Origin of the sequence: Streptomyces sp. NBC_01298, assembly GCF_035978755.1 — a bacterium.
Lineage (GTDB): Bacteria > Actinomycetota > Actinomycetes > Streptomycetales > Streptomycetaceae > Streptomyces.
This window is the reverse complement of the sequence record NZ_CP108414.1, coordinates 8908671-8924105: the sequence shown is the minus strand read 5'-3', so window position 1 is coordinate 8924105 and position 15435 is coordinate 8908671. Positions and strand designations below refer to the sequence as shown.

Sequence of the window (15435 nt, the reverse complement as noted above, 5' to 3'; positions counted from 1 at the left end):
GAGCGGGCTCCGGAGGGTGAAGGAGGCACCGGAGCCGGGCCTCCTCCGGCACCGGAACCTGTCGCGTCAGTAGTTCCGGGACGGCAGGGCGGCCGCGGCCTTGTCCTGCGGGAAGACGCCCTCCTGGGTCTCGACCCGGGTCGGCACGCTCTCCCCCGCCACGACCTTCTTGGCCAGCTCCATCAGCTGGTCGCCGAGCATCGGGTTGCACTCCACCACGACGTTGATCTTGCCCTCGGTCATGGCGACGAAGGCGTCCTTGATCCCGTCCACCGAGATCACCTTGATGTCCGTACCGGGCTTCTTGCCGGACTCCTCGATGGCCTGGATGGCGCCGAGGGCCATGTCGTCGTTGTGGGCGTAGAGGACATCGATGTCCTTCTGGGACTTCAGGAACGCCTGCATGACCTCCTTGCCCTTGGCGCGGGTGAAGTCGCCCGTCTGCGAGGCGACGATCTTGAACTTGCCGTCGGCCCGGATGGCATCGGCGAAGCCGGCCTTGCGGTCGTTGGCGGGTGCCGAGCCCGTGGTGCCCTGGAGCTCGACGATGTTGACCGGGCCCTGTTCGTTCGCGTACGCGCCGGTCAGCCACTCGCCCGCGGACTTGCCCTCCTTGACGAAGTCCGAGCCCAGGAAGGTCTTGTAGAGGGAGGTGTCCTTGGTGTCCACGGCCCGGTCGGTGAGGATGACCGGGATGCCCGCGTCCTTGGCCTCCTTGAGCACCGTGTCCCAGCCGGACTCCACGACCGGCGAAAAGGCGATCACATCGACCTTCTGCTGGATGAAGGTGCGGATCGCCTTGATCTGGTTCTCCTGCTTCTGCTGCGCGTCGGAGAACTTGAGTTCGATCCCGGCCTTCTTCGCCGCCTCCTGGACGGACTTGGTGTTGGCGGTACGCCAACCGCTCTCGGCGCCGACCTGGGCGAAGCCCATGGTGATCGTGCCGCCGGAGCCCGACTTGGCCCCGGAGGCCGGGGCGGAGGCGGGGCCCTCGGTCGAGCAGGCGGTCAGCGCCGAGGAGGCGAGAAGGACGACGGTGAGGACGAGGGCTGCTCTGCGAGCCATGACGGGTGTCCTTTCGGGGGGGGGCTACGGATGAGGCTCCGCACGGCCGGTGCCGGGCTGCGCCCGTGTGGTCATGGGCGTGACGGGGCCGGGGCCGGAGCCGGGGAAGGGGCGGGGCGGCGCGGTGCGGTGCGGTGCGACAGGAGCGGGATGCCCTTGAGGGGGCGCCGTCGCATTGTGAGCGCTAACAAGCCGGGTTCTCAACCCCTTTGCGCGCGTTACCTGTCCGTTACCGCGCCATGCGCGACAACAACGCGGACTCCACCCGTTCGCGCGACCATCGACCCCGCCTACCCGAATCGGAGACCTCAACCGCCGCGATTCAAAGGCATTCCGAGCCGCGGCCCCGTATACGAAGGCCGCCGCACCACGGGGGTCTCCCACATGATCCACGCAGACCCCTTGCCTATCGACATTGTTAGCGCTCACACTGCAAGCTCATCGGATCCTCCGCCGACCACCGCCAGGATGGTCGGGACGGCATCTCCGGCTGCCGGGCCGCGCCGCGTGCCACCCACGGCTCCTTCGAAAGGCACTCTGTTGACGTCACCCCATCTCCTCGCGCCCGCCCCTCCGTCCGAGGAATCGGAGCAGTACACGGTCGGTGTCGACTTCGGCACCCTGTCGGGCCGCGCCGTGGTGGTGCGGGTACGCGACGGTCAGGAGCTGGCCGCGGCGGTCCAGCCCTACCGGCACGGCGTCATCGACCGGTACCTGCCGCAAGGCGGTGCGCCGCTGCCTCCGGACTGGGCCCTGCAACACCCCCAGGACTGGCGGGACGTACTGCGCCACGCCGTCCCCGAGGCCCTGGCGGCGGCCGGGATCGATCCCGCCGCGGTGATCGGCATCGCCACCGACTTCACCGCCTGCACCGTCCTGCCCACGCTGGCCGACGGGACTCCCCTCGCCGAGACCGAGCTCGCCGGACGGCCCCACGCGTGGCCCAAGCTGTGGAAGCACCACGCCGCCCAGTCCCATGCCGACCGCATCAACGAACTCGCCCACGCCCGCGGGGAGAAGTGGATCGCCCGCTACGGCGGCCGGATCTCCGCCGAGTGGCAGTTCGCGAAGGCGCTGCAGGTCCTGGAAGAAGACCCGCTCGTCTACGAAAGCTGCGCGCGGTGGATCGAGGCCGCCGACTGGATCGTGTGGCAGCTCACCGGAACCGAGTCCCGCAACGCCTGCACCGCCGGATACAAGGGCATCCACCAGGACGGCGCGTACCCGAGCGAGGAGTACCTCGCCGCGCTGAACCCCCGGTTCGCCGACTTCGCACGCACCCGCCTCGAATTCCCCCTCTCCGCTCTGGGCTCACGCGTGGGCTCGCTCAGTACGCAGGCGGCGGCGTGGACGGGGCTGCGGCCCGGCATCGCCGTGGCCGCGGGCAACGTCGACGCCCATGTCACCGCGGCGGCGGCCCAGGCCGTCGAGGACGGACAACTGCTCGCCATCATGGGGACCTCCACCTGCCACGTCGTGAACGCCCCCGTCCTCGCCGACGTCCCCGGCATCTGCGGTGTCGTGGCCGGCGGGATCGTCGAGGGGACCTACGGCTACGAGGCCGGCCAGAGCGCGGTCGGCGACATCTTCGCCTGGGTGCTGGACCAAGGCGTCCCGTCGGACTACCTCGCCGAGGCCGCCGACCGCGGCGAGGACCTGCACACCCTGCTGACCCGGAAGGCCGCCCACCAGCCGGTCGGCGGACACGGACTGGTCGCCCTCGACTGGCTGAACGGCAACCGTTCGGTCCTCGTCGACCACCACCTCTCCGGAGTCATCGTGGGCCTCACCCTCGCGACCCGCCCCGAGGACGTCTACCGCGCACTGCTCGAAGCCACCGCGTTCGGCACCCGCGTCATAGTGGAGGCCCTGGAAGCAGGCGGCGTACCGGTCTACGAGTTCATCGTCGCCGGCGGACTGGCCAAGAACGAACTGCTGATGCAGATCTACTCCGACGTGCTGCGCCGCCCCGTCTCCCTGGCCGCGTCCGACCAGGGCCCCGCCCTCGGGTCGGCCATCCACGCCGCCGTAGCCGCCGGCGCGCACGGCGACGTACGGACGGCCACCGCCGCCATGGGCCGCCGACTGCCCGCCGTCTACCTGCCCGACGCCACCCGGGCCGAGGCGTACGACGCCCTCTTCGCCGAATACCGGCTCCTGCACGACCACTTCGCCACGGGTGGCCTGCTGCACCGCCTCAGGCACATCCGCGACACGACCCACACCGCGGGCTGACTCCCGCCCCGTTGTCCGTTCCCGCGTTCCCACCCGCCCGCCGCCCTCACCACCGTTGCGGGACGTCACCTTCAGGAGTCCATGTGCCCAGCCAAGCATCGCCCGCCCAGGAGATCTGGTTCCTCACCGGCAGCCAAGGCCTGTACGGGGAGGAGACGCTGAAGCAGGTCGCCGAACAGTCGCGGCAGATCGCCACCGTGCTGGCCGACGCCTCCGGCCTTCCGGCGCGCGTGGTGTGGAAGCCGGTACTGACCGACGCCGACGCCATCCGCCGGGTGTGCCTCGACGCGAACGCCGACGACCGGTGCATCGGGCTGATCGCCTGGATGCACACCTTCTCTCCGGCCAAGATGTGGATCGCCGGACTGGACGCGCTGCGCAAGCCGTTGCTGCACCTCCACACCCAGTCGAACGTGGCCCTGCCCTGGGACACCATCGACATGGACTTCATGAACCTCAACCAAGCCGCCCACGGAGACCGCGAGTTCGGGCACATCCAGACCCGTCTGGGCGTACCCCGCAAAACGGTGGCCGGCCACGTCACCGATCCCGAGACGAGCGCACGCGTCGCGATCTGGGCGCGGGCGGCCGCCGCACGATCCGAACTGGCCACCCTCAAGGTCGCCCGCTTCGGCGACAACATGCGCGACGTGGCCGTCACCGAGGGCGACAAGGTCGAGGCCCAGCTGCGCCTCGGCGTCTCCGTCAACACCTACGGCGTCAACGACCTGGTGAAGGTCGTCGACAGCGCGGACGAGACCGACGTGGCTTCCCTCGTCGAGGAGTACGCCGACCTGTACGACCTGGCGCCGGAACTGCGACCGGGCGGCGAACGGCACGACGCGCTGCGTTACGCGGCCCGCATCGAAGCCGGCCTGCGCACCTTCCTCCGAACGGGCGGCTTCGGGGCCTTCACCACCAACTTCGAGGACCTGGGCGGACTGCGCCAGCTGCCCGGCCTCGCGGTCCAGCGGCTCATGGCCCAGGGGTACGGCTTCGGAGGAGAGGGTGACTGGAAGACCGCCGTCCTGCTGCGCGCCCTCAAGGTGGCTGCCGCCGGCCTCCCGGGCGGCACCTCCTTCATGGAGGACTACACCTACGACCTGACACCCGGCAACGAGCTCATCCTCGGCGCGCACATGCTGGAAGTCTGCCCCACCATCGCCGCCTCCAGGCCCAGCTGCGAGATCCACCCCCTCGGCATCGGCGGGCGGGAGGACCCGGTGCGGCTGGTGTTCGACGCGGCGCCCGGTCCGGCCGTGGTGGTCGGGCTCGCCGACCTCGGCGACCGCTTCCGCCTGATCGCCAATGACATCGACGTGGTCGCACCCCCTCACCCGCTGCCCGCACTGCCCGTCGCCCGCGCGGTCTGGCGGCCCCGCCCCGACCTGCGGACCTCCACCGAATCCTGGCTGACGGCCGGAGGGCCGCACCACACCGTCCTCAGTACCGCCCTGACCTCCGACCACCTCGACGACCTGGCGGAAATGCTCCGCCTGGAGCTCGCCCTCATCGACGAGACCACCACCCCGAAGCAGTTCCGGCGCGATCTCCGCTGGAACCAGGCGTACTACCGGCTGGCACTGGGGCTTTGACCGTCAGGCGTGCCTGGCGAGCGATGCACCACATCTGACACGGTGTCCGGGGCCCGCCCGTGGACATGGAGAAACGGGCGGGCCCCGGACGGGGTGGGCGCGTGTCACGCGATGGTGCAGGCGCTCCCGTTCAGGCTGAAACCGGAGGGCTTGGCGAAGCCGCCACTGAAGGTTCCCTGGAATCCGAAGGACGCCCGGCCGCCGGCGGCGATCTCCGCGTTGTAGCCGACGTTGCCGGCCGTGACGGCTCCCGACGCCGGGGAAACGTTCGCGTTCCAGGCGTTGGTGACCTGCTGCCCTGAGGGCAGGGTGAACGCGAGCTTCCAGTTGCTCACCGGGGAGGAGCCGGTGTTGGTGACGGTGACGTCGGTGGTGAAACCGCCCAGCCAGACGTTCGGCGCGTACGCCACCTCGCAGGCCGTGGAGCCTCCGGGGCCGCCCGGGTCACCGGAGGAGCCCGTGTTGACCGTCGAGGAGAACGAGGTCACGGCGAGGCCGGCGCCGTTCTGCCACGGCTCGAATCCCGCCTGAACGCTCGTCAGGTATCAGCTGTTCTGCGCCAGTCCCCTGGAGACGGCCTGCCGGACGAAGTCCATGACGTCGAAGTTCCAACTGCTGATCGCCGACGGTGCGACGAACGACAGCACGTCGTTGGAGCCGTTGTTGCCCGACCACACCTCCCACTGGCGCCCTGCCACGGTGGCGGACCCGACCGGGGAGCCCACGGGCTGTACCGGGCCGACCTTGTGGAACCACACCATGATCTCGGTCCGGCTCACACCGTCGGTGCGGGGCGTGGGATCGAGCCAGATGTCGTACGCGGCGTCGTACGCGCCGTCGGTGACATAGCCGTACGAGATGCTGGTGGGAGCGCTGGAGACGCTGCCGAGCCGGGCCGGGAGGTTGGTGCCGGGCGAGCAGTTGGTGTAGTGGCAGCCGTTGTACACGGACGGGTAGGACTTCGGGGCGCCGTTCGTGGGAACCGAACCATCGGCCCGGGTGATCCTGAACCCCGAGTCGGTGACGACGATGCACTGGCTGTCGTTGGTGCCCCAACGGTTGTTCTGGACGACGTAGCGGCCCTGGATCGTCGCCGACCCGAACGTCTCACAGATCGTGGTGTCGGCCTGAGCCGCCGATGCGGCGGTGAGGAGCGCGGCCAACGAGACGAACACGGTGAGCAGCGCGCCCAGCAGGCCCAGCGCGCCGCGGGCATGGTGCGGTGAAGGTCGCATGCGGATCCTCTTAGAGAGACGGTGATGGGGGAGAGTGCTCCCACAAGGCGAAGAGACGTGACGGGTGGACGTGTTGAGGCCGGGCAGGTCCTCAGGGGCTGCCCGGCCTCGTCGTACGCGTGGCTGTTCTTCAGGCGGGGCGGGCTGTTATTCGAGCAGCTCCGCGTACGAGCCCATGGCCAGGGCGATGTCCGCCTGGGCCCAGAACCGGTGGTACGTGAAGACGGGCGCGGCGCCGCCCGCGAGGTAGGCCTCGATCTTCGGCCAGGCCGGGTCGTCCTGGTAGAAGGTACGAATCGAGGCGAAGGTGGAGGCGGAGTTCACCGCGTCGCCGTTCGGCATGGTGCCCGTCCACGCGCTGGGCACGTACACCGGGTTGGCGAAGCGGCTGTAGTCGGTCCGCGTCTCCTGGACGGCGACGCCCAGGGAGTCCTGGTGGTGGGCCCACATGCCGTCGAGGAGGGCCTTGGCGACCCGCTTGGCCTCGGCGTTGCCGGACCTCGCGGCGTAGTAGGTGAGGGTCTTGGCGTAGGCGGCGGCCACGCCCACGTCGTCGGTGTAGTCCGCGACGGTGACGTGCAGGCCCGAGTTGGCGCCGGGCGCCGACGCGTTCCAGGTGTCGGGGGCGCCGGACCACTTGAGGGTGGAGGGGATGCGGTAGGTGCCGTCGGGGTTGATCGTCGTCTTCGACAGGGCCCAGCCGACCCACTTGTCGAGCACGGTCTTGGCGGCGGCGTCCCCCGTCTGCTGGTAGAGCTCGGCGACCCGCTCCATGGACCAGGCCTGGAACCCGAACCACTGGTTGGACGCCGGGTCCTGGTAGACGGGCTTCTCGTCGTAGAAGAGCCCGTGGAACGTGGGGGTCCCGGCCGGGGGCTGCGCGTAGCGCCCCTGCCAGCTGTTGGTCGCACCGCCCGCGATGGCGCCCTCGTCGGACTGGAGCCAGCGGTAGAACTCCAGCTGCCGGTCGAGGCTGATCGCCCAGTCCGCCGAGCCGGTCGCCGACTTGGGCTTCAGCGGGGCGTACTCGCTGAGCGCGTAGGCGGCGAGCGGGTTCTGGTAGCCGCCGTGGGCGTGGCTGGAGCCGATCCGCCAGGACCAGGCGGCCGCGGTGTCGGTGGCGCCGCCCCAGGCGTAGTACCAGGACATCAGGTAGTGCGCGCTGTCCTTGCCCGTGCCGGCGGGGCAGACGGTCGGGCCGACACAGTTCCCGGCCTTCTTGAAGTACTTGTCGAACATGGAGTACCGCAGGTAGTCGCCCATCTTCGCCGCCTTGGAGACGGTCCCGGTGACCTGGGTGCCCTTGCCTTGTTCCTTGGCCCAGACGTCCGCCCAGTAGGCGGCCTGGATGGCGCGCGCGTCGGCGTCCGGGGCGTTGGTGAACTTCCACTGCTTGGCGTAGGAGGAGTCCCCGGTGAAGAGGTCGAGGTAGCCGTTCCTGCCGCCGTAGGCGAACTTGTCGCAGGTGGGGTGCGGAACGGTCTCCCAGACCGATTCCTCGGGTCCGCGCTGGAAGGTATTGATGTACGAGGGTCCGGTCGCGGTCGGTCCGGCGGAGCACTTTCCGGGCTCGTTGCCGAAGCCGTAGACGTTGTCGACGTCCTGGAGCCAGTGCATGCCGTAGATGTCGTCCGTGCCGTACGCGCTCTTCAGCTCGCCGGCGATCGGGTCCACGCCGGAGGCGACCCCTCCGTCGAGCTTGGCCGGGTACTGCGAGGGAAGGTCGTGCTCGGGGGCGTAGGTGGCGGGCTTGGAGGCGTTGTAGGAGCCGGTCGTCGGCTGGTCCGCGTGGGTGGGGATCATGAACTTCTCCATGACCTCCCACGCGCCGTTGAACTTGGTCCAGTCCCCGGTGATCTTCCCGTACATCGCCTGCAGCCAGATCAGGTAGCTGTAGGCCTCCGAGGTCGTCTCGTGCCCCTGGTCCGGGGCCTCCACGATCAGCGTCTCGACGGAGTGGTACGGGATGCCCTCGGGCGAGAAGTAGCCGTTGGCCGGGTTGGTGATCTTCCCGTGGAGGTCGAGGAAGCGGGCGTCGTACGTGGAGTCGGCGGCCAACTGGGCCACCGTCACCTCGGTTTTCGCATGGCCGGGGGCGGTCGCGGTGAAGACGGCGGAGCCGCTGCCGGTTGCCCCGGCGGTGACGGTCACCTTCTGGGCGGTGTTCCAGTTCGCCGGGGTGAAGGTGAGCTCGACGGGTGTCGCGGTGAGGTCGGTGTTGCCCGAGGTGCGGGCCACGCCCACCGTGACGTTCGCGGCCGGCTGCTTGGAGAGCTTCAGGTCGAAGGTCGCCGTCTCCCCGCGGCGTACGGAGAGCTGCGCGGGGGTGGCTACGAGGGCGGGGCCGGCGGCGACGGTGATGCCGACGGGAGCCGACTCGGCGGAGGCTCCGAGGCTGTCGTAGGCCTTGGCGTAGAGGGAGTGGGAACCAGCGGCGAGGCTGGTGGCGGCGAAGGTGAAGGGGGCCGTGGCGTCTGTGCCCAGGAGCGTGGTGTCGCTGTAGAACTCGACCTTGCCCACGGTGGCGCCGTCGGCCGCCGCGGCGGTGGCGGCGAGCGGGACGGCGGTGCCCACGGTGTAGACGGCGCCGGGGGCGGGACTGGTCAGCACGGCCACCGGAGGCTGGTGGGCTCCGGTGCACGGGGTGCCGTTGACGGCGAAAGAGGTGGGGGCGGCGTTGGTCCCGCTGTAGGAGAACTGGGCGCCGGTGGTGACGGCCGCGCCCGCGGCGACGGTCTTGTTCCAGTCGGGGGCCACGACGCGGACGCTCTTGCCGGACTGGGTCCAGGTGCCGTTCCAGCCGTTGGTGAGCTGCTGGTTGCCCGTGTGGTCGTAGGCCAGGGTCCACCCGTCGAGCGTGGTGGCGGACCGGTTGGTGAGGGTGAGCTCGGCAGTGAAACCCGAGCCCCAGTCGTTGACCTTGTAATCGACGCTGCACTGCACCGCGGCGGCCGCGGCGGTGGTCGCGCCGACGGCCGTGAGGCCGAGGGGGAGGGAGAGCGAGAGGGCCGTGGCCGACGCGGTCAGCAGCCTGCCGCGTCGGACGCTTCGTCTGGGTGGGGGATGCGCGGACATGCGGATGGTTCTCCTCGCGACTCGGGGAGACGGGGATGGGAAGAACGAGTGCGCACAAGCTCTGAACCAATGGGAGCGCTCCCACTGTGCAGAGGAGGCGAGGTGCCGTCAAGACGCGTGAAGAGTCGAAAGAGTTGCGTGAGGAATTTACTCAACTCCTCTTTTGCTTGGCGGCAGTTGCCGCTACGGTCTGGCCCAAGCGAGTGGGAGCGCTTCCACGGTTGGTGTGCCGTCACAGCGCGACCTTGCTGCGAGGGCTCGCTCATGTGACGGCCCCGCGTCTGTCACTGCTGCTCGGCGGAGCAGCAGTGACCTTGCGCGACGGCGTCACCTGCCGGGCAACGACCAGACGGTCGCGGGCACACAGAACCTGGTGAACGCACCTCACGTGACCGGCGTCCGCAATCCCCACCGGCCCGCGGCATTGCCTACAACGGCCTGAGCCGGCGGCTCACCCATTCACCCACCTGCCCGACGGGCCATCCGGCCATGGCCTGCCCCCTCCACGTCCTCGACACGCCTGCTTGGAAGGCGTGTCGAGGCTCAATCCTCACCCCCGGCCACAGCCCGGTCCCACCCGGCCGCGGGTGAGATCGGCGAGAACGCCTATGGACGGCCGCTCACCGATCGGCGTTCACCGACCGCCGACCGCGCCATGGTGTGGCCGGACGCCCGCGCCCCCTCGTCCCCCCGCTGGACCCGCAACACCTGGAAGCACCCCTCCGGCCCAGCCCGATCACCCCCACCGCATTCGGCACCGGGCTGCGCGACCACCTGCGCGCCCTGAACTGAAAGGCACCCCGAAATGAGCCGCACGATCCCCCGCACCGCCCTGTTCGCGGCCCTCAGCCTCGTCACGGCCGCCGGCGCGACCGCCACCGTGTTCGGCACCTCCGCCGGCGCCGCCACCACGGGCTGCAAGGTCGAGTACCAGATCACCAACCAGTGGAACACCGGCTTCGGCGCCAACGTGATCGTCACCAACACCGGTGACCCGGTCGCCTCCTGGACCCTGGAGTGGTCCTACACGAACGGCCAGCAGATCACCCAGGGCTGGAACGCCACCATCACCCAGTCCGGCGCCGCGGTGACGGCCAAGAGCCTCTCCTACAACGGGAACCTGGCCACGGGCGGTTCGACGTCCTTCGGGTTCAACGGTTCGCACACCGGCACGAACACCGTCCCCACCACCTTCAAGCTCAACGGCGTCACCTGCAACGGCGCCACCGACCCGACCCAACCGCCGACCACTCCCCCGACGACACCGCCCACCACTCCGCCCACGACCCCGCCGCCGACCGGCGGCAAGGCCGACAACCCGTACGCCGGCGCCAAGATGTACGTGAACCCCGAATGGTCCGCCAAGGCAGCCGCCGAGCCCGGCGGCAGCAGAGTGGCGAACCAGCCCACCTCCGTCTGGCTGGACCGCACCGCCGCCATCGCGGGTGTCAACGGCGGGATGGGCCTGCGCGCCCACCTCGACGCGGCGCTCGCCCAGAAGGGCAGCGGCGAGCTCGTCGTCCAGTTCGTGATCTACAACCTGCCCGGACGCGACTGCGCCGCGCTCGCCTCCAACGGCGAGCTGGGGCCGACCGAGATCGACAAGTACAAGACGCAGTACATCGACCCGATCGCCGCCATCCTCGCCGACTCCAAGTACGCGGGGCTGCGGATCGTCACCACCGTCGAGATCGACTCCCTCCCCAACCTGGTCACCAACGTCTCCGGCCGCCCCACCGCCACAGCCAACTGCGACGTGATGAAGACCAACGGCAACTACATCAAGGGAGTCGGCTACGCACTGAACAAGCTCGGCTCCATCGCCAACGTCTACAACTACGTGGACGCCGGCCACCACGGCTGGCTCGGCTGGGACGACAACCTCGGCGCCTCCGCCGAAATGTTCAAGCAGGCAGCCACCGCCGAGGGCTCCACCCTCTCCAACGTGCACGGCTTCATCGTGAACACCGCCAACTACAGCGCCCTGAAGGAGGACCACTTCAAGATCGACGACTCGATCAACGGCACCCCCGTACGCCAATCGAAGTGGGTCGACTGGAACCGCTACACCGACGAATTGTCCTACGCCCAAGGCATGCGGGCCAAACTCGTCACCCTCGGCTTCGACGCCAACATCGGCATGCTGATCGACACCTCCCGCAACGGCTGGGGCGGCACCGCACGACCGACCGGACCCGGCCCGCTTGCCAGCGTGGACACCTACGTCAACGGCGGCCGCTACGACCGCCGCATCCACCTCGGTAACTGGTGCAACCAGTCCGGCGCCGGCCTCGGCGAGCGGCCGCAGGCGGCGCCCGCCGCCGGCATCGACGCATACGTGTGGGTCAAGCCCCCGGGCGAGTCGGACGGGGCGAGCAAGGAGATCCCGAACAACGAAGGCAAGGGCTTCGACCGCATGTGCGACCCCACATACACGGGCAACGCCCGCAACGGCAACAGCATGTCGGGCTCGCTCCCGGACGCGCCGCTCGCGGGCCAGTGGTTCTCCCCCCAGTTCCAGGAACTCATGAAGAACGCCCACCCGGCACTGTGACGCACCGACCGTAACAACCCCGGAGCGGTACGGAATCCGGCTTCCGTACCGCCCCGGGCTCGGCACGCTCAGGGAGAACCCGCCACGAGGAGCTTCGTCCCGCCGATTTCCGGCCACGTCCCGGGCTCGTCGATCGAGCCGCCCCGGGGACGATCAGCACGTGGCGGAAACCGCCGGTGAAGTCACCGGGAGCGGTCCGATCTGCGGCACCTTGCGGCCGATCCCGTCCGCGAGGAACGCGCCGCTGACCGCGCCGCCGATCGCGCATCCCACCGCGATCGGCGGGTCGGCGAGCCCCGCGTCTCCGGCGCTGAAGTGTCGGCCGATCCGGAGGATCCGGGGCGGCACGAGTCTCGTGCCGATCAGCGGCCGAAGAACGGGGGACGCCGCCGAGCCCGACGTCGAAGGCCGGCTCGTGCAGCAAGCCAGGGATCACCAGCGGTTCACGGCCCGCGGCAGCCGTTCGGCGCCGGTGGACGGCGAACAGGGCAAAACCGGACAGCGAGCCGGCCATGCACAGCCACGTCCGCAGCGGCCAGCCGCCCTCCTGCCACCAATTCAGCGGCAGCACCAGCGCTTCGGCCCGCTCGCCCGCCGCCTCGACACCGCGATGTCGCACCACCCGCCCCAAGAACTGCGTGAGCCCTCAGCGCGTAGGCCGCAGATTCGGAGACCTGATCTGCTTCAGCCGTCTGCGGGCCGGAGCTTTCGCGTTCCCCCCGAACGTCCGCCAGAACCCGATCTTGTCGGAGAGCCGGGCTTCGCGGCGAACCGCTCAGGAGGAATCCCGCACGACCAGTTCCGTCGGAAGCACTCGGCGCGCACCCTCGCCCTGCCCGTGCCCGGGGGCCCCCTCCCCTCCGGGCCCGTCCGCGATCTTCCGGAGCAGCAGCCGGGTCATCGTGCGGCCCATCTCCTCGATCGGCTGGCGCACGCTCGTCAGCGGCGGATCCATCAGCCGGGCCACCACTGAATCGTCCACACCGACCAGGGCCACGTCCTCGGGGACCCGCCGCCCCGCCTCGCGCAGCACCCCTCGGGCACCGGCCGCCATCACGTCGGAGGCGGCGAAGACGGCGTCCAGACCGGGATCGCGCTCCAGGAGCTCGCGCATCGCCCGGCGGCCGCCCTCCTCGGTGAAGTCGGCGGTCGCCACCAGGGACTCGTCGGGCTGGATCCCGGCCTCGGCGAGCCCCGCGCGGTAGCCGCCCAGACGCGCGCGGGCCACGTACATGTCGAGCGGCCCGCTGATGGTGGCGATCCGGCTGCGGCCCCGGCCCACGAGGTGGGCGACGGCCGCCCGTCCCGCGCCGATGTTGTCGGAGTCCACGTAGTCGACCGGCTCGGCCTCGGAGCGCCGGCCGTTCATGACGACCGGCAGCCCCAGCCGCACGATCCGGTCGGGCAGCGGGTCGTCGCCGTGGACGGACGCCAGCAGCACTCCGTCGACCCGCTGGGCGGCCAGGTAGTGCTCGAACCGCTGACGCTCGGCCTCGGTCCGCACCAGAGTGAGCAGCAACTGCTTGTCGGCTTCGGCCAGCTCGGCGCTGACCCCGCGGATCAGGTCGAGGAAGTACGGCTCCGAGAAGACCCTGGCCTCGGCCTCCGGGATCACGAGGGCGACCGCATCGGTCCTGTTGCCGGCCAGCGCCCTGGCCGCCTGGTTCGGTACGTACCCCAGCTCGGCCACGGCGCGGGCAACGGCGTCCTTGGCCTGCTCGCTCACCCGAGGCGAGCCGTTGATCACCCGGGAGACCGTGCCCCGGCCGACACCGGCCAGGGCCGCGACCTCTTCCAGGGTGGGCCTGCCGTTCTGCCGTCCGCTCACGACTTTCGAACTCCCCTCGTGCGCCATCGCGCTCCGCGCCGGGCGCCGGCCCGGTCAGCTGAACAGGTACTTTAGGTGAATCGGGCAAGACAGTGGGCCCCACCTCGTCGCTCCGGCACACGGTACGCCGACGGAGGATGTGGGAGCGCTCCCACACTAGCCTCGATTCCCTCACTCCGCCACGGTCTCGTTCACTATCCGACGGGCCGCCACCGGAAAGGGGACCCGGAGGTGCGGCGGGAGCCCATCTCGATTGAATTCGCGTTCACCTCTTGACACCCACCCCCGCTGGGCAGCAACCTTCCGGCAGCGACGTGGGAGCGCTCCCATTCAGGGGTGCGACAACGGCCTTCACCATCGGGTCCTGGCGGGCTCCTCGCCGAGCCGCGAACACCCCGCCGGACCCCCCTGGCGCACAACGAGAACCACCTTGGACGAGGAGAGTTCATGCGCACTTCCAGCAGCAGACGCGGACGCCGCACCGCGATCAACGCAATCGCCGCAGCCGTCGCCGTCGTGACCGGCGCGGCCCTGCTCACCGGTTGCGGCGACGACGGCCCCGCCGGAGATGACGGCTCGGCCGCCAAGGAGCAGATCACGCTGCGGATCGGCACCTTCGGCTCCTTCGGCTATGACGACGCGACCGGAGCCAAGCTCTACGCCGAGTACACGAAGACGCACCCGAACATCAAGATCGAAGAGTCGAACGTCGCCGACGGCCAGAAGTACTGGGACACCCTCAAGCTGCGGCTCTCCCGGGACAGCGGTCTCGCGGACATCCAGGCCCTGGAGGTGGGCTACATCGCGGAGGCGACCGGTCCGGCCATGGCGGACAAGTGGACCGACCTCGGCAAGACGGGCGGCGCCGACCTCGGCGCGTTCCTGGACTGGAAGGTCAAGCAGGCCACCACGGGCGACGGCAAGGTCATCGGCCTCGGCACGGACATCGGTCCGATGGCCATCTGCTACAACAAGGACCTCTTCGCCAAGGCCGGCCTGCCGACCGATCGCGCGGAGGTCGGCAAGCTGTGGGCGGGCGACTGGGCGAAGTTCATCGCCACCGGTGAGACGTACAAGAAGAGCGCCCCGGCCGGGACTTCCTTCCACGACTCCGCGAGCGGCCTGTTCAACGCGGTGATCTCCAGCGAGCCGGTGCAGTACGCGAACACCAAGGGCGAGCTGGACTACGAGAACAGCCCGGGCGTGAAGAAGGCCTGGGACACCGCCGTGGCGGCGGCGAAGGGCGAACTGACGGGCAAGCTGCGCCAGTTCGACGAGAAGGGCACCTGGAACGCGGCCTTCAAGAACGCGAAGTTCGCCACCGTCGCCTGCCCCAGCTGGATGACCGGCATCATCAAGGACCAGGCGGGCCCGGAGAACCAGGGGAAGTGGGACATCGCCGCGCCGCCCGTGGCGGGCAACTGGGGCGGCTCGTTCCTGGCCGTGCCGAAGTCGGGCAAGCACGTCAAGGAGGCGGCCGAGCTCGCCGCCTGGCTGACCGCGCCGGCGCAGCACGCCAAGGTCTTCGGCGTGAACGGCAACATCCCCTCGACCAAGGACACGCTCACCTCGGCGACCGTCCAGGACGCCAAGCTGCCGTACTTCGGTGACACCCCGGTCGGCAAGATCTACTCGGAGGCCGCGGCCGGCATCACGCCCGCCCCGATCAGCCGCTGGGACGGCCAGGTGAAGACCTTCCTCACCGACAACGGCATCCTCGACATCGAGCAGCGCGGCACCGACCCGGCCAAGGCCTGGGAGAACGTCAAGAAGCTGGTCGACGACAAGATCGACCAGTAACGGGACAGTGTGACGGCCCGCCGCCACCCGCTACCTCCCCGCGGGTGG

7 protein-coding genes and 1 pseudogene are annotated in these 15435 nt (G+C 69.9%); 4 read left to right on the top strand and 4 right to left on the bottom strand.

From position 1 onward, the window contains the following. Positions 1–66: 66 nt before the first annotated feature. Positions 67–1065 (bottom strand): ABC transporter substrate-binding protein, encoded by a 999-nt coding sequence (locus OG730_RS40655; RefSeq protein ID WP_327309019.1) that lies wholly within the window; start codon positions 1063–1065, stop codon positions 67–69. A 540-nt stretch (positions 1066–1605) separates the two neighbouring features. On the opposite strand from OG730_RS40655, the gene araB reads away from it, so the two are divergent. Next, positions 1606–3300: a ribulokinase gene (gene araB / locus OG730_RS40650; protein WP_327309018.1), complete on the top strand. Its 1695-nt coding sequence runs from the start codon at positions 1606–1608 to the stop codon at positions 3298–3300. Between the two features lie 83 nt (positions 3301–3383). Next, entirely contained in the window at positions 3384–4895 is a 1512-nt protein-coding gene (gene araA, locus OG730_RS40645; RefSeq protein WP_327309017.1) for an L-arabinose isomerase, read from the top strand. A 104-nt stretch (positions 4896–4999) separates the two neighbouring features. Here araA and OG730_RS40640 read toward each other — a convergent pair. Beyond that, a pseudogene (locus tag OG730_RS40640) lies at positions 5000–6130 on the bottom strand (GH12 family glycosyl hydrolase domain-containing protein). A 147-nt stretch (positions 6131–6277) separates the two neighbouring features. Further along, positions 6278–9205, bottom strand: coding sequence for a glycoside hydrolase family 48 protein (locus OG730_RS40635; RefSeq protein ID WP_327309016.1), 2928 nt, complete (start codon positions 9203–9205; stop codon positions 6278–6280). A gap of 805 nt (positions 9206–10010) precedes the next feature. Here OG730_RS40635 and OG730_RS40630 point away from each other — a divergent pair. After that, on the top strand, positions 10011–11759 hold the full coding sequence (locus OG730_RS40630; RefSeq protein ID WP_327309015.1) for a glycoside hydrolase family 6 protein: 1749 nt from the start codon (positions 10011–10013) through the stop codon (positions 11757–11759). A gap of 775 nt (positions 11760–12534) precedes the next feature. On the opposite strand, the gene OG730_RS40625 is transcribed toward OG730_RS40630, so the two are convergent. Further along, on the bottom strand, positions 12535–13614 hold the full coding sequence (locus OG730_RS40625; protein WP_327309014.1) for a LacI family DNA-binding transcriptional regulator: 1080 nt from the start codon (positions 13612–13614) through the stop codon (positions 12535–12537). Between the two features lie 420 nt (positions 13615–14034). Between OG730_RS40625 and OG730_RS40620 the strand changes: the two genes are divergently transcribed. Then, on the top strand, positions 14035–15387 hold the full coding sequence (locus OG730_RS40620) for an ABC transporter substrate-binding protein (protein ID WP_327309013.1): 1353 nt from the start codon (positions 14035–14037) through the stop codon (positions 15385–15387). Positions 15388–15435 lie beyond the last annotated feature (48 nt).